Source organism: Pseudomonas sp. BIOMIG1BAC, from assembly GCF_001705995.2.
GTDB classification, from domain to species: Bacteria; Pseudomonadota; Gammaproteobacteria; order Pseudomonadales; family Pseudomonadaceae; genus Aquipseudomonas; species Aquipseudomonas sessilinigenes.
Genome location: NZ_CP049045.1, coordinates 1,785,327 through 1,810,229, shown reverse-complemented (window position 1 = coordinate 1,810,229; position 24,903 = coordinate 1,785,327). Strand labels below are relative to the sequence as shown.

At 63.6% G+C, this 24,903-nt stretch carries 23 protein-coding genes; 8 read left to right on the top strand and 15 right to left on the bottom strand.

The window, feature by feature from the left end; translation table 11 throughout:
- Positions 1-3 precede the first annotated feature (3 nt).
- Together ATY02_RS08395 and ATY02_RS08390 are read right to left on the bottom strand one after the other, a co-directional pair.
- A complete protein-coding gene (locus ATY02_RS08395) occupies positions 4-825 on the bottom strand; it encodes an ABC transporter permease (RefSeq protein WP_068582110.1) in 822 nt (273 codons plus the stop codon).
- Positions 826-981: 156 nt separating this feature from the next.
- Positions 982-1,881: a LysR family transcriptional regulator gene (locus tag ATY02_RS08390; protein WP_068582107.1), complete on the bottom strand. Its 900-nt coding sequence runs from the start codon at positions 1,879-1,881 to the stop codon at positions 982-984.
- Between the two features lie 106 nt (positions 1,882-1,987).
- Here ATY02_RS08390 and ATY02_RS08385 point away from each other — a divergent pair, with 106 nt between their 5' ends.
- The 7 genes from ATY02_RS08385 (at position 1,988) to ATY02_RS08355 (ending at position 9,662) form a co-directional block, all read left to right on the top strand.
- Positions 1,988-2,617, top strand: coding sequence for a cysteine dioxygenase (locus ATY02_RS08385; protein WP_068582105.1), 630 nt, complete (start codon positions 1,988-1,990; stop codon positions 2,615-2,617).
- Complete coding sequence (locus tag ATY02_RS08380; protein ID WP_068582103.1) at positions 2,614-4,197, top strand: rhodanese-related sulfurtransferase; 1,584 nt, start codon at positions 2,614-2,616, stop codon at positions 4,195-4,197. Before ATY02_RS08385 ends, ATY02_RS08380 begins: the two co-directional genes overlap by 4 nt.
- Positions 4,198-4,351: 154 nt before the next feature.
- On the top strand, positions 4,352-4,900 hold the full coding sequence (locus ATY02_RS08375; protein WP_068582101.1) for an RNA polymerase sigma factor: 549 nt from the start codon (positions 4,352-4,354) through the stop codon (positions 4,898-4,900).
- Positions 4,897-5,859 carry a FecR family protein gene (locus ATY02_RS08370; RefSeq protein ID WP_068582099.1) on the top strand — a complete coding sequence of 321 codons (963 nt, stop codon included), beginning with the start codon at positions 4,897-4,899 and terminating at the stop codon, positions 5,857-5,859. The genes ATY02_RS08375 and ATY02_RS08370 overlap by 4 nt, the downstream gene beginning before the upstream one ends.
- 121 nt (positions 5,860-5,980) lie before the next feature.
- The gene (locus ATY02_RS08365) at positions 5,981-8,542 is read left to right on the top strand and encodes a TonB-dependent receptor (protein ID WP_068582096.1); all 2,562 of its coding nucleotides are present in this window, start codon (positions 5,981-5,983) and stop codon (positions 8,540-8,542) included.
- Between the two features lie 199 nt (positions 8,543-8,741).
- Complete coding sequence (locus ATY02_RS08360; protein ID WP_228022260.1) at positions 8,742-9,032, top strand: hypothetical protein; 291 nt, start codon at positions 8,742-8,744, stop codon at positions 9,030-9,032.
- Positions 9,033-9,041: 9 nt separating this feature from the next.
- Positions 9,042-9,662: a hypothetical protein gene (locus ATY02_RS08355; protein ID WP_053135436.1), complete on the top strand. Its 621-nt coding sequence runs from the start codon at positions 9,042-9,044 to the stop codon at positions 9,660-9,662.
- A 148-nt stretch (positions 9,663-9,810) separates the two neighbouring features.
- On the opposite strand, the gene ATY02_RS08350 is transcribed toward ATY02_RS08355, so the two are convergent.
- From ATY02_RS08350 to ATY02_RS08320, 7 genes are all read right to left on the bottom strand, one after another.
- Positions 9,811-10,113 (bottom strand): ribbon-helix-helix domain-containing protein, encoded by a 303-nt coding sequence (locus ATY02_RS08350; RefSeq protein WP_068582091.1) that lies wholly within the window; start codon positions 10,111-10,113, stop codon positions 9,811-9,813.
- Between the two features lie 14 nt (positions 10,114-10,127).
- Positions 10,128-10,709, bottom strand: coding sequence for a DJ-1/PfpI family protein (locus tag ATY02_RS08345; protein ID WP_068582089.1), 582 nt, complete (start codon positions 10,707-10,709; stop codon positions 10,128-10,130).
- Between the two features lie 148 nt (positions 10,710-10,857).
- A complete protein-coding gene (locus tag ATY02_RS08340; RefSeq protein ID WP_068582086.1) occupies positions 10,858-12,072 on the bottom strand; it encodes a class I SAM-dependent methyltransferase in 1,215 nt (404 codons plus the stop codon).
- A 129-nt stretch (positions 12,073-12,201) separates the two neighbouring features.
- Complete coding sequence (locus ATY02_RS08335) at positions 12,202-12,819, bottom strand: TPM domain-containing protein (protein ID WP_068582083.1); 618 nt, start codon at positions 12,817-12,819, stop codon at positions 12,202-12,204.
- Positions 12,820-12,848: 29 nt separating this feature from the next.
- Positions 12,849-13,604: a TPM domain-containing protein gene (locus ATY02_RS08330; RefSeq protein ID WP_068582205.1), complete on the bottom strand. Its 756-nt coding sequence runs from the start codon at positions 13,602-13,604 to the stop codon at positions 12,849-12,851.
- Positions 13,605-13,637: 33 nt separating this feature from the next.
- Positions 13,638-14,561 carry a TPM domain-containing protein gene (locus ATY02_RS36330; RefSeq protein ID WP_068582079.1) on the bottom strand — a complete coding sequence of 308 codons (924 nt, stop codon included), beginning with the start codon at positions 14,559-14,561 and terminating at the stop codon, positions 13,638-13,640.
- Entirely contained in the window at positions 14,561-15,169 is a 609-nt protein-coding gene (locus ATY02_RS08320; RefSeq protein WP_068582077.1) for a LemA family protein, read from the bottom strand. The genes ATY02_RS36330 and ATY02_RS08320 overlap by 1 nt, the downstream gene beginning before the upstream one ends.
- A gap of 331 nt (positions 15,170-15,500) precedes the next feature.
- Here ATY02_RS08320 and bglX point away from each other — a divergent pair, with 331 nt between their 5' ends.
- Positions 15,501-17,792 carry a beta-glucosidase BglX gene (gene bglX, locus ATY02_RS08315; RefSeq protein WP_068582075.1) on the top strand — a complete coding sequence of 764 codons (2,292 nt, stop codon included), beginning with the start codon at positions 15,501-15,503 and terminating at the stop codon, positions 17,790-17,792.
- A gap of 96 nt (positions 17,793-17,888) precedes the next feature.
- On the opposite strand, the gene ATY02_RS08310 is transcribed toward bglX, so the two are convergent.
- The 6 genes from ATY02_RS08310 to ATY02_RS08285 all read right to left on the bottom strand — a co-directional run bounded on the left by ATY02_RS08310 (position 17,889) and on the right by ATY02_RS08285 (position 24,811).
- Positions 17,889-19,046: a phospholipase D-like domain-containing protein gene (locus ATY02_RS08310; RefSeq protein WP_068582074.1), complete on the bottom strand. Its 1,158-nt coding sequence runs from the start codon at positions 19,044-19,046 to the stop codon at positions 17,889-17,891.
- 1 nt (position 19,047) lies between these two features.
- On the bottom strand, positions 19,048-19,629 hold the full coding sequence (locus ATY02_RS08305) for a YceI family protein (RefSeq protein ID WP_068582072.1): 582 nt from the start codon (positions 19,627-19,629) through the stop codon (positions 19,048-19,050).
- A gap of 109 nt (positions 19,630-19,738) precedes the next feature.
- A complete protein-coding gene (locus tag ATY02_RS08300; protein ID WP_068582070.1) occupies positions 19,739-21,046 on the bottom strand; it encodes an OprD family outer membrane porin in 1,308 nt (435 codons plus the stop codon).
- Between the two features lie 136 nt (positions 21,047-21,182).
- On the bottom strand, positions 21,183-21,956 hold the full coding sequence (locus ATY02_RS08295; protein ID WP_068582068.1) for an IclR family transcriptional regulator: 774 nt from the start codon (positions 21,954-21,956) through the stop codon (positions 21,183-21,185).
- A gap of 84 nt (positions 21,957-22,040) precedes the next feature.
- On the bottom strand, positions 22,041-23,504 hold the full coding sequence (locus tag ATY02_RS08290; protein ID WP_068582065.1) for an amidase: 1,464 nt from the start codon (positions 23,502-23,504) through the stop codon (positions 22,041-22,043).
- On the bottom strand, positions 23,501-24,811 hold the full coding sequence (locus ATY02_RS08285) for an MFS transporter (protein ID WP_068582063.1): 1,311 nt from the start codon (positions 24,809-24,811) through the stop codon (positions 23,501-23,503). The genes ATY02_RS08290 and ATY02_RS08285 overlap by 4 nt, the downstream gene beginning before the upstream one ends.
- Between the last annotated feature and the right edge of the window lie 92 nt (positions 24,812-24,903).

Here is a 24,903-nt window from a genome sequence, read left to right as displayed (position 1 = left end):
GGCTCAACTCCTGATGAAAGTCGGCCGCCAGGCCAGGGCGAAACGTTCAAGGCCCCGTACCAGGGCATCGATGCCCAGGCCGAGCACGCTGTAGACCAGCAGGCAGATCACGATCACGTCGGTGCGCATGAAGTCCCGGGCGTCGTTGACCAGGTAGCCGATGCCGGCGCTGGCGTTGATCTGCTCCACCACCACCAGGCCCAGCCAGCTGATGCCGAAGGCGTAGCGCAAGCCGACGAAGAACGCCGGCAGGGCCCCGGGCAGGATCACGTGGACGATCAGTTCCCAGCGCTTGAGGCCTATCAGGGTCGCGGCCTCCACCAGCTTGGGATCGAGGCTGCGGATGCCGGAGAACAGCGTGAGGTAGATAGGAAAGGTGGTACCCAGGGCGATCAGGGCGATCTTGGGCGTCTCGCCGACCCCGAACCAGAGGATGAACAGCGGCACGATGGCCAGGAACGGCAGGGTACGCAGCATCTGCATCGGTGAGTCGATGGCCAGCTCGCCACCGCGCGACAGGCCGGCCAACAGGGCGAGCAGCGTACCGAGGCTGACGCCGATGGCCAGGCCAGCGAAAGCGCGCTTGAGGGACACCCACAGATGCCCGCCCAGTTCACCGCTGCCCAGCATCTGCCACAGGGTGGCACCGATGGTGCTGGGGGCGGCGATGACCCGCGCCGGCAACAACCCGGTGCGCGCGGCCAATTCCCACAGCAAGAGCAGCAGCAAGGGGCTGGCCAGGCGTAGCAGCAGTTGCACCAGGGCCCGATATCCAGGGCTTGCGGTCCAATGGCCGGAGACTTTGAGCGGGGCTTGCGCAGGCATTTCAATATCCCTATTTCAGCGCGTTCGAATCCCATGCTAACTACATAAAAAACGTCCGTGAAATTCGTTTTGGCTCTAAATTAATATACATATATTGCATTAACTGACAATTGAGATATGCAATTCACTTGCAAATCAGCGAGCTATCCGCCCCGTTCAGGACGGTGACTGGCCGACACGGGCGGCCACCATTTCGCCGAACATGCTCACAGGCTCCTGGAGGTTGCCGAGGAAGCGCGGATGGATCAGCCACAGGTCGATCACCGGCTTGAAATCACTGACCGGCACGATCTCCAGCTTGTCCCGGTGGCTGCTGTTTTCCAGCAACGGCAGCGGCACCAGGCCATACCCCAGGCCATTGGCGATCAACCCCAGTTGCAGCTCGGTACCGAAGGTCTCCAGGTTGATCTGCAGCGACAGGCCCTGTGCACTCAGGGCCCGTTGCAGGCCAGCACGAAAACCGCAGCCATCGGGATTGAGCACCCAGCCGCGCTGGTAACAATCGGCAAGCTTGCAGGAACGCTTGCGCGCTTCGCCCCGGGCCGCCACGACCACCAGGTTCATGCTGCCCAGGGAGCGCCCCACCACCGCCTCGGGAAACACCTTGCCGGCAGGAAACAGCGCGGCCACCACATCCAGCTCGCCGTTCTCGACCTTGCCCAGCAGGTGGCTGCCCCAACCGGTGGCCACCGAGGTCTGCAACTGCGGGTAGAGGGTCTTCAACTGGCTCAAGGCATCGAGCAGCACCACATCGCCAATGGTCTGTGGCACGCCGATGCGCAGGGCGCCGCTGGGCGCGCCGTCACTGGCCACCAGCTCGTTCAGCGCATCGATGCTGCGTAGCACCTCCAGGCACTGGCCATACACCCTGAGGCCCATGCTGGTGGGCTTGAGCGGCTTGGTATTGCGGTCCAGCAGCTCGACCCCGAGCGCCTCCTCGAAGTTCTGCACCCGGCGGGTGATGGCCGGCTGGGTCAGTTGCAGGGCGTCGGCCGCCTGGCTGATGGTCTGGCAGCGGATCACCGCCACGAACGCGTTCAGATCATCTATCTTCATTCTTTTTTCGCATAATAAATGACTGGAAAAATGTTCGATAAGAATAATACCTTTTAGCTCGACCGTGTAGTTCGTGTCGTTCGTCCTGTGTCCACGGAGGGAACCCATGCCCCACAACGCCTCGACCGTCTCCATCGCCTCACCCAACCTGGCCCGCCTGCGCGGCTTCATCGGCGACCTGGCCGAACTGCTCGACAGTCATCCCGACGAAGTCCGGGTCCTGGACCAGGGCGCGGCCTTGCTGCAACGCCTGGTAAGCCAGGACGACTGGCTGCCCGACGCCTTCGCCCAGGCCGACCCGCAGCGCTACCAGCAATTCCTGCTGCACACCGACTCGCGCCAGCGCTTCTCCATCGTCAGCTTCGTCTGGGGCCCGGGCCAATGCACGCCGATTCATGACCACCGCACCTGGGGCCTGATCGGCATGCTGCGCGGCGCCGAGGACTCCCAGGGCTTCGAGCGCCTGGCCGACGGCCGCCTGCAACCTGCCGGCTCACCGGTGCGCCTGGTGCCGGGCCAGGTGGAAGCGGTGTCGCCGCGTATTGGCGATATCCACCAGGTGACCAACGCCCATGCCGACCGGGTGTCCATCAGCATCCATGTCTACGGCGCCAACATCGGCGCGGTGCGGCGTGGGGTGCATGACCTGGACGGTCACGAGAAGCTCTTCATCTCCGGCTATTCCAATACCTTGCTGCCCAACCTCTGGGACCTGTCGAAGGAGCCCCTGCAATGACCGATTTCCCGACCCGCCGCCCGGCACAGATCCGCCAGGCCTTGCTCGAACGCCAGGAACTGGCCCTGGTGGACGTGCGTGAAGAAGCGCCCTTCGCCGAGGCCCATCCGCTGTTCGCCACCAACATCGCGCTGTCGAAACTGGAGCTGGAGGTGTATGCGCGCATCCCCAGGCGCGATACCGCCATCACTCTCTACGACCAAGGCGAAGGCCTGGCCGAACGCGCCGCAACCCGCCTGCGGCAACTGGGCTACAGCGATGTCGCCCTGCTCGCAGGCGGCCTCGACGGTTGGCACAACGCCGGGGGCGAGTTGTTCAAGGACGTCAACGTGCCGAGCAAGGCCTTTGGCGAACTGGTGGAGACCGAGCGCCACACGCCATCGCTGGCTGCCGAGGAGTTGCAGGCCCTGCTCGATCAGCAAGCCGACCTGGTGGTGCTCGATGCCCGGCGCTTCGACGAGTACCAGACCATGAGCATCCCTGGCAGTACCAGCGTGCCCGGGGCCGAGCTGGTGCTGCGGGTCCGTGAACTGGCGCCCGATCCGCAAACCCGGGTGGTGGTCAATTGTGCCGGGCGCACCCGCAGCATCATCGGCACCCAATCGCTGGTGAACGCCGGTATTCCCAACCCGGTGGCGGCCCTGCGCAACGGCACCATCGGCTGGACCCTCGCCGGCCAGGCCCTGGAACACGGCCAGCAGCGGCGCGTCACCACACACGTCGGCGCCCACCGCGCACAAGCCCAGGCCGCGGCCCGGGCGGTGGCCGACCGGGCCGACGTGGCGCGCATCGACCTGGCCCAGTGGCGCCGCTGGCAGGCCGAACCCCAGCGCACCAGCTATCTGTTCGATGTGCGCAGCCCGGAAGAATTCGCCGCCGGCCACCTGCCCGGCGCCCGCTCCACCCCAGGCGGCCAGCTGGTGCAGGAGACCGACCATTTCGCCAGCGTGCGCGGCGCGCGCCTGGTGCTGGTGGACGACGATGGCGTGCGGGCCAACATGAGCGCTTCATGGCTGGCGCAGATGGGCTGGCAAGTAGCCGTGCTCGACGGCTTGCGGGGCAGCGACTTCAGCGTGCGCGGGCCGTGGCAGGCACCGTTGCCGGACAGCCCGGTAGTCGAGGAAATCAGCCCGCGGACCCTGGCCGACTGGCTGCGCGAGCCCGGCACCCTGGTGCTGGATGTCACTGCCAGCGCCAATCATGTGCAACGCCATATCCCTGGCGCCTGGTGGGTACTGCCCAGCCAGTTGGCCCAGGCCCTGGAGCGCCTGCCGCCACCCGAGCGCTTCGTCCTGACCTGTGGCAGCAGCCTGCTGGCGCGCTTCGTCGTACCGCACTTGCAGGCCCTGACCCAACGCCCGGTGTTCGTTCTCAGCGGCGGCACAAGCGCCTGGATCGAAGCCGGATTGCCCCTGGAAGAAGGCCAGCAGCGCCTGGCCTCACCACGCATCGATCGCTACCGGCGCCCTTATGAAGGTACCGATAATCCCCGGGAAGCCATGCAGGCCTACCTGGACTGGGAATTCGGCCTGGTGGCGCAGCTGGGACGCGATGGCACCCATGGATTCTTCGTGATCTGAAGGCAGCCAACGGCTTGTCGGCGCGGGTCGACAAGCCATTGCGGGGGGCTGATGGGCACCTGGAAAGTGCCATCAAATGGCCAAGTGACAAATGGCAATAATTCTCGATATCATTCGCGACCTCCTGCCCACCGCGTCGTCAAGAAGGATATCCATGTCTCGCTCCAAGCCCGACTCTGCTTCGGTGGACTCAGTTCGCGGGTTCTATGCGGACATCCTGCATTTCCTGCGTAAACGGACGGACAACGCCAACGACGCGGCGGACATGACCCAGGACGTATTCACCCAATGGCTCGATTACCGTGACCGGGCCCAGGTGGAGCAGCCCCGGGCCTTCCTGTTCCAGATGGCCCGCAACCTGTTGCGCGATCACTGGCGACGCCAGCAGGTGCGCAGCAAGGTGCACCAGGACGCCCATCCCGAAGAAAGCTTCGACAGCGAACCGCTGGCCGACGAACAGCACGAGCCGCTGCCTGCGGCCCAGCGCCTGCAACGCCTGGAACAATTGAAAGAAGTCCTTGCCCAACTCTCGCCGCGCCGCCGCGAAGCCCTTATGCTGCACCGCTTCGAAGGGTTGAGCCAGGCACAGATTGCCAAGCGCATGGGAATTTCCGTCAGCATGGTGGAAAAACACATCGCCTTTGCCCTGCTGCATTGCAAGCAGCATCTACAACGAGAAAACGGCAAGGAGCTGCCTGAATGACCCGCTTTCCCGGCAACCATGACGACCCCGGTACCGCACAAATCGATAGCGAGGCCGCCGGTTGGTTCGCCCGTAACCGCAACTCCCCGGACCGCGCTACCCGCAAGGCCTTCGAAGCCTGGATGGCGCACCCGGCCCATGCCCGGGCCTATGTCGAATTCGAAGAGTTGTGGGTCGACCTGGCGCAATTGCAGCAACTGAGCAAGCCGATTGCACTGCCCCAGCGCAGGAATCCGGTCTGGCGTCCGGCCCTGGCGGTGGCCGCTGCCGTGCTGTGCACGGTGCTGGCAGTCAACCTCGGCACGTCCAGGACACCCTACGTCCAGCAGGTCGCGGCCCAGGAACAGGGGGCACGAGCCTTCAAGCTCCCCGATGGCAGCACCTTGTACGTCAACGCCAATACCCAGGTGCAAATCGACTTCAGCGCACAACAGCGCGATATCTACTTGCAACACGGCCAGTTGTACCTGGAGGTCGCCGCCGACAAGGAGCGACCGCTGTGGGTGCACAGTGGCGCGGCCAAGGTACGGGTCGTTGGCACGGCCTTCGATGTGCGCCGTGGCCAACGCCAGCTGGTGGTCAGCGTCGCCCACGGGCAAGTAGCCTTCAGCCCGGACGGGCGCCCCGCCGAACTGGCCTTGCTCGGTGCCCGGCAACAGGCCATCTACGACCTGCAAAAAGGCACCTTGCGCCAGCAGTCCCTGGATCAAGACGACGTGGCGGACTGGCGTAGCGGGCGCCTGGCCTTTCGCAACCGCGACCTGGCCAGCCTGGTGGACGAGTTGAACCTGTACCGGCGCCAGCCAGTGCAACTGGCCGATGGCCCCCTGGGTGCCTACAAGGTCTCGGGCAACCTGGACGTCAACGATCCGGACGCCCTGATCAAGGCCCTGCCCGCGCTGATCCCGGTCAAAACCGTGGCCCAGGCCAATGGCCAGTTGAAGATCGAAGCCCGCTGAAATTCACACATGAGAATATTTTTCATTTGCACATGAGGTTTTTTTTCACTGCCGCGTCTTCCTCCCGTCTGCGATTTGTCCGCAGCGCTTTTCTGGCCTTTAAGCCGCTCTGGGGGAAGTCATGTTTCGCGCGCTCTTGCCTGTACCGTTAGTCCGTACCCGTCCGACCCTGCTGGCCGCCTGCCTGGCGTTGAGCCTGCAGGCCCACGCCGGATCACTCCATTTCCAGTTGCCGGCGCAGCCCCTGGCCGCATCCCTGAGCCAGATCGCTCAGCAAGCGAAAATCCAGCTGCTGTTCGACGAGCAACTGCTGCGCAATGCCAAGGCGCCAGCCCTGCAAGGTGACTTCAGCCCGGAAGAGGCGATCCGCCAGTTGCTGCGCAACGGCCAGTTCAGCCTGGTCAAGGTCGACAACACCTATATCGTGCGTCCCGCCGAAACCAGCCAGAGCAGCGGCTCGGCCTTGCAACTAGGGGCCATGAGCGTGATCGGCAACGGTTCGGTGGTGGACTCCTCCAGCGTTGGCCGCTCGACCCTGAACCAGGCAGAGATCGATCGCCACCAGGCCAACAACGTGGTCAGCCTGATCGATACCCTGCCCGGCGTGAGCCTGGGCGGCTCGCTGAAACCGGGTGGCCAGACCATCAATATCTGGGGCCTGGGAGACGCCGAGGATGTGCCGATCACCGTCGACGGCGCCACCAAGAGCGGCTTCGAGCGCTACCAGCAAGGGGTGATCTTCATCGAGCCGGAGCTGATCCGCCGGGTCGAGGTGGAAAAGGGCCCGCACTCGCCCAAGACCGGCAACGGCGGCTTCGGCGGCACCGTGCACACCGAGACCAAGGACGCCCCGGACCTGTTGCAGGACGGGCGCAATGTCGGCGCCATGGTCAAGTACGGCTACAGCAGCAACGACCATCAGCAGGCCTATACCTCGGCGGTCTATGGCCGCACCGACGATCATCGCTTCGATGCCCTGGCCTACTGGACCAAGCGCGATGGCGACGACATGAAGCTGGCCAGCTCGATCCCCGATCCGCGCAACCAGTACCTGGTCAACCCCAAGCGCCAGCCCAATACCGCCCAGGACCTGGACGGCCAGCTGTTCAAGCTCAACATGCAACTGACCGACGAGCAGCGCCTGGGCTTCACCTACAGCAGCTCCGACAGCGATATCTGGGCGCCCTTCTCGGCCAAGAACTACCCGGAGCCGCCAAGCAAGGCCAACATCGACAAGTACGGCTATGACGGCGCCACCAAGCGCTACCTGGCCCAGCGCAACACCATCGACACCACCTGGCTGGCCAAGTACGAGTACCAGCCGGTGGACAACCCCTGGGTCGACCTCAAGGTCCAGTATTCCAACTCCAAGACCGATCAGACCGACGAACGCGGCCCGACCGCCTTCTATCAACCGGTCACCGGCGGGCGCAAGATCACCGTGGGCTACGAGGACAAGATCCTCGAAGTGACCAACATCAGCCGCTTCAGCACCGGTCCTCTGGACCACGCCTTGACTCTCGGCACGCAGATCCGCAAGCACACCCGCGAGGTGGACATGTGGATGCCGGGCAAGACCTATGAAGTGCCCAAGTACAACTACGGCCACTACCAGCCGGGGTTCATGCCTCATGGCAAGGTCGACAACAACGCCTTCTACATCCAGGACGCCATCACCCTGGGCGACTTCACCCTGACCCCGTCTCTGCGCTACGACCATGTGCGCAACCGTGGCGAGGAGAACGATGCGCCGCTGTACAACAGCAGCAACCCCAAGGACGGTCATGACTATGGCGACAAGACCTACACCGGCTGGTCGCCACGGCTCTCGGCGTACTGGAACGTCAACCCGAACCTGGCGCTGTTCGCCGACTACAGCAAGACCTGGCGCGCGCCGGTGATCGACGAGCAGTACGAAGTCCAGGCCCCGGGTAGCACTCGCTCCTCCACCAGCCGCAACCTGGATCCGGAGCGCATCACCGCGCTGCGGGCGGGGACCATCCACAACTTCTCCAAGCTGCTGACCGACAACGACAGCGCACAGATTCGCACCACGGTGTTCCAGAACAAGATCAGCGACGAGATTCTCAAGGCCACCGGCATCGGCTGCGCCGAGCAGCTGAGCACCGGCAAGAGCATCGCCCAGGTGTGCAAGGAGTCGCCGATGTCGGTGTATCGCAATATCGGCGACCTGACCATCAAGGGCTTCGAAGTCGAAAGCTACTACGACTCCACCTACCTATTCGGCGCGCTGTCCTATTCGTGGATCACCGGCAAGCACCAGGGCGCCTACACCAACCCCTGGGGGCCGAACGTCTGGGCCCGGGACATTCCGCCGCGCAAATGGGTGGCAACCCTGGGCCTGAAGATTCCCCAGTGGGACGCCCAGGTGGGCTGGCAGGGACAATGGGTGCGCCAGACCGACCGCCTGCCCAGCGACAAGTACCCCAGCGGTCCGGCCAGCGACTTGGGCGACTCCTACTGGAACCAGTACGGCAACGACCGCTACAACGTGCACGGGCTGTTCGCCAACTGGAAACCCCAGCAGGCCTACCTCAAGGGCACCGAAGTCAACTTCACCCTGGACAACATGTTCAACCGCGACTACCGCCCGCCGCTCAGTGGCGACAACGCCTACAGCCTGGGGCGCAACGCCAAGATCAGCGTGACGCGGTTCTTCTGAAGGCCTTCGCCTGGCACAGCACGCTGCGCCAGGCGAAGCACCACCGATGTATTGCAAACCTTTAGCTTCGCCCTCCCACTGGCCCTCCCTGGGCTAGGATCGACCTCCCCCCCTGAAAACCGTTGGAATGCCTTTGGGCGCTTTCAGCCAACGCCCCATTGATCTCGTACGAATATTATCGTACAAACAGGCAAGCATCATGGACAGAGGCTTCAGGAAGGTCAGGCGGGACCTGATCAATGCACTACAGAGCGGTAACTATCTACATGCCGCACGCGCCTCGATCGAGGTCAAGAACCTGCTGGCCACCGGCGAGGTTTCGGCCGGCCAACTGATCGAGGTCATCGTCGCCTGCAAGGGCACCGACCACCAGTGCAGTGCCCACCACAGCGCCCCGGACCTTGCCGTCCATGTGCTGAGGAAGGCGGGCTGGTACATCAAGTTCTACTTTATCGAGCCAGATGCGTGGTTCATCAGCGTTCACCGATGAGGACAACCCATGAAACTCTATCTGCAGGGCGACCGGGGCAAGGCACTTTGTGAGCATTGCCAGCAGGTCGTGGGCATTACCTACACCCGGCGCGACGTGCCCTTCAGCGACGGCAACGGTCAGGCCCGGGAGATCCTGGTGGGGGTCTGTGATCAGTGCGCTACCACGGTAGCCATTCCCCCCCAGTCGACCCCGGCGATCAAGGAAGCGCGCCGCCAGCAACTGACCTCCATCGAGGCGCGGCTGCCTGCGGTCTACCTCGACGTGCTGGACGCCGCGATGCACTCGGTGGCCGAGGACGCCGGGGTGCAGATGCGCAAGCTGTTCTTCAGCTACTACTTCAGCGCCCCCCTTGTACCTGCCCTGGAACAAGTGCACGACGGCTTCGCCCAGTACCTGGCCCAACAGGCCGAGGTCCGCCAGATACCTGCCGTGAATGCAATGAAACGCCTGTCGCTTAAGGTGAACCACTATGTGGCCGAGGATCTCGCGCGCCTGCTGCAGGCGACGCGGATGACCCAGACCGAACTGCTCAAATCACTGATCGCGCAGATTCGCCTGGATGTGCTCGAAGGCGGCAACCCGGCGGTGATCGCCGACCTGCGCCAGCTGGTGCGCCTGGGGCTGTGACCTTCAGCCTTGAGCAGAGGCCCTGTAGCCACTACAGGGCTTGCGAGGCTGCACAAAGGTCCGCAGGACCTTGCTTGGCAATCTACAGCGCAGACCTTGCCCCCCTTCGGGGCGTGCGCAGCTTCGTAGGCTCAGCAGCGGCTACGGGTCATCGGTTGAGGCGAACCAGGTTGAGATCGGGAGCGCTGCTACGCCGCTGGCTCAGGTAGCGGGTGCAGCTGACCCGCAGGAAGGAGGCGAAATTCACCACCTCGCCGCGGTAGTCCATGACCTCTTCATAGAGCTTGGCGATCAGCTGGTTGGTGGTCATGCCGTCCACCTCGGCGATCTCGCTGAGGATGTCCCAGAACTGGTTTTCCAGGCGCAGGGTGGTGACCACGCCACGAATACGCAGCGAGCGCGAACGCGATTCGTAGAGGATCGGGTCAGCCTTGACGTACAGTTCGCACATGGCGTGGCACTCGCTTACAGGGCGATCCGGGTGCCCAGCAGGCCGAGGAAACCGGCCAGCCAGCTGGGGTGGGCCGGCCAGGCCGGGGCGGTCGCCAGGTTGCCCTGGACATGGCCTTGCGTCACGGGGATATCGATATAGGTGCCCCCCGCCAGCCGCACTTCCGGGGCGCAGGCCGGGTAGGCGCTGCATTCACGGCCTTCGAGGATGCCTGCCGCGGCCAGCAGTTGCGCGCCATGGCACACCGCAGCAATCGGCTTGCCGGCCCGGTCGAATTCCTTGACCAGTTGCAGGACCTTTTCATTCAGTCGCAGGTACTCCGGGGCACGGCCACCGGGGATCAGCAGCCCGTCGTAGTCGCTGGACTGCACCTTGGCGAAATCGAAGTTCAGGGCGAACAGGTGCCCAGGCTTCTCGCTGTAGGTCTGGTCGCCCTCGAAGTCGTGGATCGCCGTGCGCACGGTCTGCCCGGCGCTCTTGTCCGGGCAGACGGCATGCACTGTATGCCCGACCATCTGCAGTGCCTGGAACGGCACCATCACTTCGTAGTCTTCGACGTAGTCGCCAACCAGCATGAGGATCTTTTTCGCGGCCATGGAGTGGACTCCCTTCAAGGAAACACGTGGACAGAAGAAGTACTCAAGGTAGTCGCAATCGGCCGGGCCGGGTAATAGCCAGGTACTACAGCTGCAAGCCACAAGCGGCAAGCTGCAAGCTTCTCGCTTGCAGCCATCCACTGGCCGCTTACAGCTGCTTGTCTGCCTTGAGCAGGGTCTCCAGGCAGTGTTCGCTGATGCGGTAGAAAGCCTTGAGTTCGTCGATCCGCGCCAACAACTGGGTCGGGTCCTGGGGCTCGGCACGCTTGACCGCGAGGATCATCTTGTTCTTGTTGGTGTGCTCCAGGGAGATGAACTCGAAGACCTTGGTTTCGTAACCACAGGCTTCGAGGAACAGCGCCCGCAGGCTGTCGGTGACCATCTCCGCCTGCTGCCCCAGGTGCAGGCCGTATTGCAGCATGGGCTTGAGCAACGCCGGGCTCTGGATCTGCTGGCGGATCTGCTTGTGGCAGCACGGCGAGCACATGATGATCGCCGCCCCGGAGCGGATGCCGGTGTGGATCGCGTAGTCGGTGGCGATGTCGCAGGCATGCAGGGCGATCATCACTTCCAGTTCGCTGGGGGCCACGCTGCGTACGTCACCGCACTTGAACACCAGGCCCGGATGCTCCAGGCGCTGCGCGGCGGCGTTGCACAGGGTCACCATGTCCTCGCGCAGCTCGACCCCGGTGACTTCGCCCTGGGCCTTGAGGGTATTGCGCAGGTAGTCGTGGATGGCGAAGGTCAGGTAGCCCTTGCCGGAACCGAAGTCCGCCACCCGCACCGGCTGCGCAAGGTCGATCGGCGAGCTGCCCAGGGCATGGCTGAACACCTCGATGAACTTGTTGATCTGCTTCCACTTGCGCGACATCGCCGGAATCAGCTCGTGCTGCTTGTTGGTCACGCCCAGGTCGGCGAGGAACGGCCGGTCCAGGTCGAGGAAGCGGTTCTTCTCGCGGTTGTGCTCGGCGGACGGCACATCGCGCTGGGTTTGCGGCTTGCCCTTGAACAGCGAGCTCTTGCCCTTCTTGCTGTATTCCAGCTGGACCTCATCGGTCAGGGTCAGCAAATGGGCGTTCTTGAACGAAGCCGGCAGCAGCTCGGCGATGGCGGCAATGCCTTCGTCCAGGGAGAAGTTCTTGGTGATATCGCGGGTCTTGTAGCGATAGACGAAGGACAGGCACGGCTGCTCCTTGACCGTCAGCTGCTTGATGATCAGCCGTTGCAGGTCCGCCTCGGCGCCCACGTGCTTGGCCAGTACCAGCTTGATGAAGGCGTTTTGCGCCAGGCTGGTCTCCAGCAATTGCAGGAACTGGGCATGGTGGTCCGGCGTGGGCCGGACGGAAGGTGCGGTGACGGACATGGGGCTGGAGCCTCGGGCGGTGCGGGGAGCGAATCGGGAAATGGCGGGTATTTTAGGGGGGATGAGCCGTCGGGGCACGGAGTTATTGACCCGACGGCGCAGATTCTTCAGCAACCGAGCCCTCAGGGCTCAGTTGAGCACCACCAGGCGGTTGGGCAGCTCGTTGCGCGATTGGGTCAGCGGCACGTGCTCCTTGAGCAGCTCGCCACTGGACGCGATGCAGTCGAGAAAGCCCTGCAAGGTCTGGCCCTGCTTCACCTGCTGGGTAAAGGCCTGGACAATAGCGTGCCAATTCTTGTTGTCCAGGCGCCTGGAGATGCCTTCGTCCACCAGGATCTCCACATAGCGCTCGGCTTCGCTGACGAAGATCAGCACCCCGGTACCGCCCACGGTGTGGTGCAGGTTCTGTTCGAGGAACTGGCGCCGGGCCAGGTTCGAGGCACGCCAGTGGCGCACCGAACGCGGAATCAGCCGGGTGGTAATCCGCGGCAGGCGGAACACCAGGCACAGCACGATAAAGGTCGCCCACTGCGCCAGCAGCAACAGATGCATGTTCAGCCAGCCGGTGGCGTAGTGCACCAGTCCCGGTACCACCAGCGCCAGCAGGCTGGCCCAGAGCAGCGGGATGTAGGCGTAATCGTCGGCGCGGGCGGCCAGCACCGTCACCAGTTCGGCGTCGGTCTGCTGTTCCACCCGGGCGATGGCTTCGGCCACCTGCCGTTGTTCGAATTCACTGAGTAATGCCATGTCGTTAGATTTCCGCTTTTTATTGTCAGTTACCAGCCGCCGGAGGAGCCACCACCGCCAAAGCTGCCGCCACCGCCACTGAAGCCGCCGCCACCGCCGGACCCGCCACCAAAACCGCCGAAGCCACCGCCTCCGCCGCCACCGCGCCCGCTGGTAGTGGAGATCAAACCGAGCGCCTGCGCGACCATGACCACCAGGATGAACAGCAGCACCAGGAAGATGAACAGCAACGGGTGACGCTGGACAAAATCGTCCTGAGCGCTGCTCTCACCCGTGCCGTAAGCGGTGGCAGGCTCATCCAGCGGCGTGCCGCCCAGCACCAGGAGCATCGCCGAAACCCCGTCGCTGATGCCCTTGCTGAACTGTCCGTTCTTGAACGCCGGGGTGATGACCTGGTTGATGATCACCGAGGCCTGGGCATCGGTCAGGCGATCTTCCAGGCCATAGCCCACTTCGATGCGCAGCTTGCGCTCATCCCGGGCAACGATCAGCAGCGCGCCGTTGTTCTTGTCCTTCTGGCCAATGCCCCAGTGGCGCCCCAGCTGGTAGCCATAATCCTCGATGGTGGCGCCCTGCAGGTTCGCCAGGGTCACCACCACCAATTGTTCACTGGTGGCCTGCTCATGGGCCGCAAGTTCCTGGGTCAACTGGGCGCGCGTGGCCGGCTCGAGCATCTGCGCATCGTCCACCACCCGCCCGCTCAGGGCTGGGAACTTCAGCTCGGCCTGGGCCGAAATTGCCAAGACCCAGAGCAACAGCACCAGGCCGATTTTATAGAGTCGCATCAGCACCTCGTCCTCAATGACTTTTCACTTGCACTACCAACTGCCGGATGCCCCGCCACCGCCAAAACTGCCACCGCCGCCCCTGAAACTATCCGAATCGGAACTTGAGCCGGAACTCGAACTGCCGGAGTCGAACCAGTCGAATGAACTGCTCGATCCCGAATCACGCTCGGCCCTGGGTTCACGTGTGGGCGGATCATCGCTGGCACGGCCTGGTTCAGCCTCGCTGTTGCGCCACGAAGCCAGTATCGCGCCCAGGGGCAAGACGGCGAACACCAGGAAGAACAACACCTTGAACCACCACATCCATTCGATCTGCTGGTACCAGCTCTGCACCACCCAGCGGTGCGCCAGCATCCGCGTGCTGTTGGGCTCCAGCAGACGCACGATGGAGGTGGTGCCGGTAATGATCCCGGAGGAGTACAGCTCATCCTTGAAATACGGAATGATCGAGTCGTTGATAATGAGGTGCGCCCAGATATCGTCGATCCGCCCTTCCAGGCCGTAGCCCACTTCGATCCGCACCTTGCGATCATCCTTGGCCACCAGCAGCAGGACTCCGTTGTTCTTGTCCTTTTGGCCGATACCCCAGTGCCGCCCCAGTTGCAGGCCGAACTCCTCGATGCTGTAGCCGCCCAGGCTCGGCACAGTGACCACCACCACCTGGTCGGTGGTGCTCTGCTCGAGCCGTTCGAGCATCTGCGCCAGGTAGACCTGCGCCGAAGGCGTGAGCATCTGCGCGGTGTCCACCACCCTGCCCGTCAGCTTGGGAAACAGGCTTTCAAGCGGCACCGCTGTCGCAGTGGCCGGTGCGGGCTCGACCTGGACAGTGGATTGCGCCGAACGCAACTGCACCCCATCCGTGGGCGTTGGCCCTGGTTGCTGCGCCAGTACGGCGCCACTCACCAGCCATAGCCACAGCAGCGCGCCTCGCAGCACGCGCTGCCCGTGGTTCATCAGAACTTCACTTGCGGGGCCTTGTCAGCATCGGGGCTGGTGGCCTCGAACGACTCACGCACCGGCAGGTCGCTGTACATCAAGCTGTGCCAGAGACGACCGGGGAAAGTACGGATCTCGGTGTTGTACTTCTGCACTGCCAGGATGAAATCGCGACGGGCCACGGCGATGCGGTTCTCGGTACCTTCAAGCTGGGACTGCAGGGCCAGGAAGTTCTGGTTGGCCTTGAGGTCCGGGTAGCGCTCGGACACCACCATCAAGCGACTCAGGGCACCGCTGAGCTGATCCTGGGCTTGCTGGAACTGCTTGAGCTTTTCCGGGTTGTCCAGGGTCTTGGCGTCCACCTGGATCGAGGTCGCCTTGGCCCGCGCCTCGACCACCGCAGTCAGCGTCTCTTCCTCATGCTTGGCGTAGCCCTTGACGGTCTCCACCAGGTTGGGGATCAGGTCGGCACGGCGCTGGTACTGGTTCTGTACCTGGCCCCAATCGGCCTTGACCTGCTCGTCCAGGGTCGGGATGTTGTTGATGCCACAGCCGCTGAGCAGGCTGGTGAGCAGCAACAGGGCGGCGACGGGCCAGCTCGAGCGCAGGCTTTGGGTGATGTTCATGGGTGAGGCTCCTTGCACAACCTGGTTGAAGAGAATCTTTTGCCCGTGTTTTCAGGCCTGGCAGGGCAAAATCTGCCAACGCTACTGGAATGCATCGGGCTGATGGGCTAAAAGATGCCCAGCGCGAAAAAGAGTTCAGAAATAAGGCTGTGTGAAAACGTCGCGAGTCAAGGCAAGACAAGCCTGTTTTTAACGCCATATTGCCCAAGGTAGTCGTTTTCACACGACCTGAAGTGTGCGGGAATTATCTGAACAACAATAGCTGCCCCCTAAATTTTGGCTGTTCGGCGCGTCACTCATGCGTCGGGCTTGAGCCCTTGAGAACAAATTCATGAAGAAGCTGTGTTTGCTGGGTCTGCTGGTCAGCCTGGCCAGTCACCCTGTATTGGCCGAGTCTGCCCCGGTCCCCTTGGAGAACAAGGAAGCCTTTATCACCGATCTGCTCAAGCGGATGACCCTGCAGGAAAAGATCGGCCAACTGCGCCTGATCAGCATCGGCCCGGAAATGCCCCGGGAGCTGATCCGCAAGGAGATCGCCGCCGGTAACATCGGTGCCACGTTCAACTCCATCTCGCGCCCGGAAAACCGGCCGATGCAGGACGCGGCCATGCGCAGCCGCCTGAAGATCCCGATGTTCTTCGCCTACGACGTGATCCACGGCCACCGGACCATCTTCCCCATCAGCCTGGCCCTGGCCTCCAGCTGGGACATGGACGCCATCGGCCGCTCCGGGCGCATCGCCGCCCAGGAAGCCAGCGCCGACAGCCTGGACATCACCTTCGCACCGATGGTCGACATCTCCCGCGATGCACGCTGGGGCCGGACGTCCGAAGGCTTCGGCGAAGACACCTACCTGGTCTCGCGAATCGCCAAGGTGATGGTCAACGCCTACCAGGGCAAGAGCCCGGCGGCCCCCGACAGCATCATGGCCAGCGTCAAGCACTTCGCCCTGTACGGTGCGGTGGAAGGCGGTCGCGACTACAACATCGTCGACATGAGTCCGGTGAAGATGTACCAGGACTACCTGCCGCCCTACCGCGCGGCGATCGACGCCGGTGCCGGCGGGGTGATGGTGGCCCTGAACTCGATCAATGGCGTGCCCGCCACCTCCAACACCTGGCTGATGAACGACCTGTTGCGCAAGGAGTGGGGTTTCAAGGGCCTGGCTGTCAGCGACCACGGCGCGATCATCGAACTGATCCGCCACGGTGTCGCCAAGGACGGTCGCGAGGCCGCCAAGCTGGCGATCAAGGCCGGCATCGACATGAGCATGAACGACTCGTTGTATGGCAAGGAATTGCCAGGGCTGCTCAAGTCCGGCGAGATCGAACAGAAGGACATCGACAACGCCGTGCGTGAGGTGTTGGGGGCCAAGTACGACATGGGCCTGTTCAAGGATCCGTACCTGCGCATCGGCAAGGCCGAGGACGATCCGGCCGACACCAACGCCGAAAGCCGCCTGCATCGCAGCGACGCCCGGGATATCGCCCGGCGCAGCCTGGTGCTGCTGAAGAACCAGAACGACACCCTGCCGCTGAAAAAGACCGCGAAGATCGCCGTGGTCGGCCCATTGGCCAAGGCACCGATCGACATGATGGGCAGCTGGGCCGCCGCCGGCGTGCCGGCACAGTCGGTAACCCTCTACGACGGCATGCGCAATGTGCTGGGCGACCAGGCCCGGCTGGTCTACGCCCGGGGCTCGAACATCACCGACGACAAGAAGGTGGTGGACTACCTGAACTTCCTCAACTTCGACGCCCCGGAAGTGGTGGACGACCCACGTCCAGCGCAACAGATGATCGACGAGGCCGTGAAGGCGGCCCAGGCTTCTGACGTGATCGTCGCGGCCGTGGGCGAGTCGCGGGGCATGTCCCATGAATCCTCGAGCCGCACCGAGCTGAACATCCCGGCCAACCAGCGAGCGCTGATCAAGGCCCTCAAGGCCACCGGCAAACCGTTAGTGCTGGTGCTGATGAATGGCCGGCCACTGACCCTGCTGGAGGAAAACCAGCAGGCCGACGCGATCCTGGAAACCTGGTTCAGCGGCACCGAGGGCGGCAACGCCATCGCCGACGTCCTGTTCGGCGACTACAACCCGTCGGGCAAACTGCCGATCACCTTCCCGCGCTCCGTGGGCCAGATCCCGACCTACTACAACCACCTGACCATCGGCCGGCCGTTCACCCCAGGCAAGCCGGGCAACTACACCTCGCAGTACTTCGATGACATCACCGGCCCGCTGTTCCCGTTCGGCTATGGCTTGAGCTACACCCGCTTCAGCCTGTCGGACATGGCCCTGTCCTCCACCACCCTGCACAAGGGCGGCAAACTGGAGGCCAGCGTGACCTTGAAGAATACTGGCAAGCGCGACGGCGAGACCGTGGTGCAGTTGTATATCCAGGATGTGGCCGGGTCGATCATTCGTCCGATCAAGGAGCTGAAGAACTTCCAGAAGGTCATGCTCAAGGCCGGCGAAGAGAAGGTCATCCGCTTCAACATCAGCGAAGACGACCTGAAGTTCTACAACGCCCAGCTCAAGTACGCCGCCGAACCTGGCGACTTCAACGTACAGATCGGCCTGGATTCCCAGGACGTCCAGCAACAGAGCTTCGAACTGCTCTGATCCCCCTCACCGGCTGGCGCATGACCTGCGCCGGCCGCCTCCTTCTGCAATCCCCTGTAATCCCCGCAATATCTGTAGCCGTATCAGCCGTGACGGTCAGCCGCGACGATCCAGCAGGTTGACCACCAGGCGATCGACCCAGCCCCAGATCCGCTGCTTGATCCGGCGCCACAGGGGCCGGTTGCGCCACACCGCCAGACTGACCTCCTCGCTCTGGACAAAGTCCTTCTCGAAGCTCGCCACCACGGCGGCGGTCAGCACCGGGTCCACGGCCTCCAGGTTGGCCTCCAGGTTGAAGCGCAGGTTCCAGTGGTCGAAGTTGCAGGACCCGACGCTCACCCAATTGTCCACCAGCACCATCTTCAGGTGCAGGAACTGCGGCTGGTACTCGAAGATCCGCACCCCGGCCTTGAGCAGTCGCGGGTAATAGCGGTGCCCGGCGTAGCGCACCGCCGGATGGTCGGTACGCGGCCCGGTCAACAGCAAGCGCACATCCAATCCTCGGGCTGCGGCCTTGCGCAGCGAACGGCGCACCGACCAGGTCGGCAGGAAATAAGGCGTGGCCAGCCAGATGCGCCGCTGGCCGCTGTGCAAGGCGCGAATCAGCGAATGCAGGATGTCCCGGTGTTGGCGGGCGTCGGCATAGGCGAGCCGCCCCAGGCCCTCACCGGTATCGGGCAGGCGCGGCAGGCGTTGCAGGCCGAAATCGGCATGGGGTTTCCAGGCACCACGGTGCAGGTTGGCGTCCCACTGGCGATCGAACAACAACTGCCAGTCGCGCACTATCGGGCCGCTGACCTGCACCATCACTTCATGCCACTCGCAGCTATTGCTCTCGGGCAGCCAGAACTCGTCGGTGACACCGGTTCCCCCCACCACCGCCAAGGATTGGTCCACCAGCAACAGCTTGCGATGATCGCGGTACAGATTGAGCAGCCCCTGGCGCCAGCGCAGGCGATTATAGAAACGCAGCTCGACCCCGGCTTCGGTCAGGGTACGGCGCAAAGCCTGGGGAAATGCCAGGCTGCCGTAGTCGTCGAACAGGCAGCGCACGCGTACCCCTCGCTCGGCAGCCAGGACCATGGCCTCGACCATGGCCTGCGCGCAGGAACCGGCCTCCACCAGGTACAGCTCCAGCTCCACCTGTTGCTGGGCCCGGGCAATGGCCACCAGCATGCGTGGGAAGAACTCGGGACCATCGACCAGCAATTCGAAGCGGTTGCCTTCGCGCCAAGGAAACACCGCTGCGCGCATGTCAGCGGGCCGTGAAGATCAGCACCGCACCCACCGGCACCGAGAGACTGATACCCGACAGGCCCGCGACCTTGCGCAGGCTGTCCACGCCAGGCGCCAGGCCGAAGTCTTCGGCATTGAGTACCAGGGGCTCCAGGGTCACCACCTGGAAGCGCCGGTCATCCAGGCGGGTGGCCAGGAGTTCGGCGTCATAGGTGTGCTCCCGGCCATGCAGGCTCACGGTGACCGGCAACAGCAGCTCGATCTGCGCTCCGGGGGCCAGGTCATTGATGGGGCGCAGGTTGATCTGGGCACTGATCAGGGCCTCGGGAAACTGCTGGATCTGGAACAGCTCCTGGCGCATGCGTTCGTCGCGCAACGGAATGCCGCTGCTGACCGACTCCAGCTCCACCTGTAACTGGGCCAGGCCCTTGCCATCGACCTTGCCATGCAGCACCAGAAAGCGCTGGACCTCGGAAACGCTGGCGTTCTTGGTGGTCACGAAGGAAATACGCGAGGACTCGTTGTCCAGGTACCAGTTGGCCTGGACCGGCAGGGCCAGTACTGCCAACAGACTGAGAAGAAGGCGGATCGGCGTACGCATGCAAGCTCCCGTAAACAGAAGGCGCCACCTTAACCGGCTGCCAGGAAGCTGGCAAACCTCCCGGCGACCGGTTACCGGCCCGGTGCTCCCTGAGTGATCGGGCCCTGCGCTAGAAGCGATAGGTGTAGTTGAAGAAGAAGCGCTCCGAGTGATGACTGACGATGCCCGCCGGTCCCCTGGAGATGCTCCGGCGCAGGACACCGTCAGGCTCGCCTCGGGTGCGAAAACGGGTGTGCAGCCAGGCCAGTTCCAAGCCCTTGAGAAGCCCATCGAACGAATAGCGCAACAGGCTCTGGAACTCGCTGCGGGAGAAGTCCTCGTACCCTCGGGCGGCATTGGAAAACACATAGTGTGCATCGAGCTTGAGCCGGGGCAGGCCGAACGCGGTGAAGTCCAGGCCAGAAGCGACCTTGAGCAGCGCCTCATCCTCCAACCCGAAGTAATAGAAGCGCTTGGCGCTGCTATTCCAGGTGCCATGGTCCTGGGCGAAGAACATACGATCGAAATCATCGCCCCGCACCTTGTTCCAGCTCAGTCCCAGATAGTAGTGGCTGAAGCGGTAATTGATGGCCAGGTCCAGATGCCGGGCATCATGGGACGACTGCGCCTCGTACAACCCACGCACTCCTGAGTACTCGAACAAGCGACCGGCATCCTGCTGGCGTCCCCAGATTGCCTGGAGGTCCAGGTCGTGCCCGGGAGCCAGGGCGAAACTGCGGGACAACTTCACCGTGGAACTGCGCAGGTAGTCCCGGGCCACGCCATGCTCCACACGCAGCTTGCTGCCATCGGGAAAGACATAACCCAGGGCATAGATCCGCAGGTCATCGATCTTTTGCCCTCGATAATTGCGCAGGTCCTGGCTCCAGCCCGACTCGTTGCGCGGGCTGAAGCCCTCGATACGGCTCAGGTTGAGGCTCAAGCCCCCTCGCTCATACCCCAGGTCCTGGCCCAGGCTCGCTGCCGGCAGGATTCGGGTAAAGCGGTCGTCGGTGTACAGCTCGAGCTGGCGGCTCTTTTTCCCCACTCCGCCACTCAGGGTCCAGCCTTCTTCGACCCAGCGCCCACGCACATACAACGCCAGGGGCTTGGCGATACCGTGGGGATTCTGCACGCTGCGGTCGGCCCGCAAGTTGCTGATGCTGTCGGCCTTGCTTCCCACATGCAGGGCATCGGCCAGGCCATAGCTGTAATCCAGCCCCAGCACATCGCGGTACCAGCCGGAGCTGAAGTTGAACTGCGCGGCCTGTACCCATTCATCCCGGGTCGGACCGACACCGCCGTTGGCATTTTCTTTCCAGTAGGACTGGCCGTAGCGCAAGGACATGCGACTGTCCTGGATAAAGTCCTCAGCCCCCGCCCCGCCCCCCAACAGACAGCACAACACACCCGCTAGACAACGCTGCTGCGCACGCATGGAATCACCTGTTCTTATTCTTGGAATGGGTGTCATGGCCATCGCCAAGGTGGCCTGGCAGCTATTGTCGGGGCCGCCAGGCAAAGGGCAACGATCATTGATTCCGCAGGGTGGAACCCATGGGCAGCGGATGAGATCAGGCGAGGTGTTTCTGCAATTGCATGACGGTTTCGGCCAACAACGCCAGGTGCCGGTGGCGCACCTGCTCCACAAAGGACAGATCCTGCGGCCAATGCAGCGCGATACTGCCCACCACCCGACCCTCGACCTGCAGCGGCAGGGCCACCGCGCGAATCAGGAACGGCAGGCGCATCGGGTACTCCCAATAACCCTCGGTACGCTGGCCGAACCCTAGCTGTTGGAACTGCAGGCCGGAGTGTTGCCAGGTGTCGAGTGACACGGCCTCACGCACGGCCAGGCGCTCGACTTCCTCCCAAGGCAAGGCCCCTAGGCGAGCCTTGCCCATGGCCGAATGAAACAGGCTGGAATGTTGGCCGACCACCCGACTGCTACTGCTGGGATAGCGCTTGCGCAACACCTCGGGCACCACGCTTTCCAGCACCTCCAGATGCTCGCCATCGAAACTCGACAGGTCGCTCACCAGGCCGGTGCGGGCACTGAGTTGCAGCAGCCAGGGCCCGGCCTGCTCCGCCAGCTGGCGCTTGGAGCGCTGCCGGCTGTCACCGAACAGGCTGCGGGCACTCAGGCAGTAGCGCCGGTCGCTCAGCCCACGGTAGATCCAGCCTTGTTCCTGCAAGGTCAGTAGCAGGCGCGACACCGTGGCCTTGGGCAGGCCGGTCAGGTAGTGCAACTCCTCCAGGCCCAGGGCCTGGTGCTGGCCCAGCAGCTCGACGATGGCCAGGGCCCGCTCCACGGAACGCACACTGCCGCTTTCTACCTTGCTGGCCATGGCCCGGACTCCTGGCTTGAGGGTGGGTGAAAAATTTCCCAGCAAGATACGGGCCCCGGCTTTGATCCCGAGGTCCTTGCCCGATTACCGGATGTTGCCGGGAGGCCGCCGCCGGACCCATTGCGTCAACTGTTCATGGGCATGGGCCAGCTGCAGCACCGCGAGGTCGGCCTGGGGCGGGCCGATGATCTGCATCCCCATGGGTAACCCGGCCAGGTTGAAGCCCACGGGAATGCTGATGCAAGGCAAGCCCGCCAGGGTCGGGCCGATCACGACCTCCATCCAGCGATGATAAGTGTCCATTTCCTGCCCATTCACCTGGCGTGGCCAGGCCTGTCGTGCATCGAAAGGGAACACTTGGGCGGTGGGCAGCAGCAGGAAATCGTAACGCTCGAACAAGTGCAGCAAAGCCCGATACCAATCACTGCGACTCTGGCACGCCCGGTACACATCGGCGGCGCCGAGGCTGGCCCCGCCCTCCACCTCCCAGCGGGCCTCGGGCTTGAGCCAGCGACGCTTGTCCGGGTCGTTGTACAGCAGGCCGAGGGAACCCTGGATCAACCAGTGGCGATGCACCAGCCAGCAATCCCAGAGTTGCGCCAGGGAGAACTCCGGCTGACAGCGCTCCACTTCACAGCCCAGGCTGACGAAGTCCCCCAGGGCCTTCTCACACAGATCCAGCACCCCATGCTCCATGGGCAGGTAACCGTTGTAGTCCCCCAGCCATCCCAGGCGCAGCCCGCGAACATCGCGCTGCAGGGGCGCCGCGAGCAGCGACGGGTCCTCCTTCAACGACAGGGGCGAGCGAGGATCGTAGCCAGACTGGGTCGCCAGCAACCGTGCCACATCGGCCACGGTGCGGCCCATCGGCCCTTCCGTGGCCAGTTGCTGGACGAACAGCTCGGGGGCCGGACCGTGGGGCACACGGCCCAGGGACGGCCGCATGCCGAATACATTGTTGAACGCTGCCGGATTGCGCAGCGAACCCATCATGTCGCTGCCGTCGGCCACCGGCAGCATGCGCAAGGCCAGGGCAACGGCCGCCCCACCGCTGCTGCCGCCAGCACTCAGGCTGCTGTCGTAGGCATTACCGGTGGTCCCGAACAGCTGGTTGTAGGTGTGCGAGCCGAGGCCGAACTCAGGAACGTTGCTCTTGCCGACGATGATCGCACCCTGGGCTCGCACCCGTGCCACGCTGATCGCGTCGACCTGCGGCACCTGATCGGCGAACAGCGGCGACCCCATGCTGGTGGTCATGCCAGCGGTCGCTGCCAGGTCCTTGATCGCCTGGGGCATGCCATGCATCCAGCCCTGCGATTGTCCCTGGAGCAGTTGCCGATCACGCTCGTCGGCCTGGTCCAGCAGGATCTCGGGCTCACAGAGCGATACCAGTGCGTTGACCTCAGGGTTGAGACGTTCGATCTGTGCCAGATAGGCCTGCATCACTTCCCGACAGGACAGCTCACGGCCATGGATCGCCCGGGACAATGCCAGGGCGTCGAGCTCGACGATCGAATCGTTCGTCGAGGGTTCATGGGGCTTGCTCAAGACTCACCTCCCAGGGGCAGGGCATTGGGTTTGACGGTCCTGAGCGGGTCATGCAGGCAGTAGATGGCTAGCAGGCTCAGGACCGAAGTCAACAACACATAGAAGGCAGGCGCTACCGGCGTGGCCAGGGTCTTGCTGAGCCAGGTCACGACCAACGGTGCGAAACCACCGAACAGCATCACGGTGACGTTATACGCCACCGACACTCCGGTGGAACGCACCTCGATGGGAAATTGCTCGGCCAGGGCCGTGGGTGCAGGCCCGAAAGAACCGCCAATGGCAGCGCACAACAGCAGTTGCATCACCAGCAGGCGCTCGATGGACGGGGCAGCAGCGACCCAGGCGTACAGGGGGTAGACCAGCACGAAGAATGCCAGGGTGAAGACCATCAGCACCGGCCGCCGGCCATAACGATCCGACAGGGCTCCCGTCAGGGGGATGACCAGGGTCATCAGTGCCACGGCGAGCATCTGAACCAGCAGCACCTGGTCCAGGGGCAGGCCGAGATTGTTATGGGCGAAGGTCGGCATGTTCACCAGCAGGACATAGAACGATACGGTGCCGCCGCACCCCAGGCCCATTGCGACCAGGATTCCCCGACGCTGGGTGCGGATCACCTCCAGCAACCCAGGTCCGTTGCCGCGCACGTGCTTGCGCGCCTCGACAAAGGCATCGGGCTCTTCCATGTACTTGCGAATCCACAGCCCTACCGGGCCGATCAGCAGGCCCACTACGAACGGCAGGCGCCATCCCCACTGCTCCAAGGTCTGTGACGAGAAAAAATGCGTCACCGCCGCAGCCATCGCCGCGCCACTGAACACCGCCAGGCACTGCCCGACCAACTGCCAGGAACCATATAAGCCTTTGCGGTGGGGCGGCGCACTCTCCACCAGGTAGGCCGTGGCGCTGGCATACTCGCCACCGGTGGCGAACCCCTGGAGCATGCGCGCGACCACGATCAGCAACGGCGCCCCAACGCCGATAGCCGCGTAACCGGGGGTGAACACTATGATCGCGATGGCCAGGGTCATCAGTTGCATGATCAGCAGCATCGCCGCCTTGCGCCCCTTGCGATCGGAATAGATCCCCAGCAGCACACCGCCTACCGGACGCATGAAGAAACCCACGCCGAAGGTGGCCAGGGCCATCAGCAGCGAGGTGTACTCATCGCCACCCGGGAAGAACTGCCGGGCGATGAAACTGGCGAGAAAGCCATAGATGATGAAGTCGTACCATTCCAGGGCATTGCCGACGACGGCAGCAATCACTTGCCGGGTCTTGGAGGCAGTGGGTATCGAAACGCTCATGGCGGCTCCTTGGCTACTTTTGAGCCTTCTTGCGGGCTCGGGAAAGTGCCGGGCGCACGCAGGCGCGCCCGGGTAATCGGGAACAGGAAGAG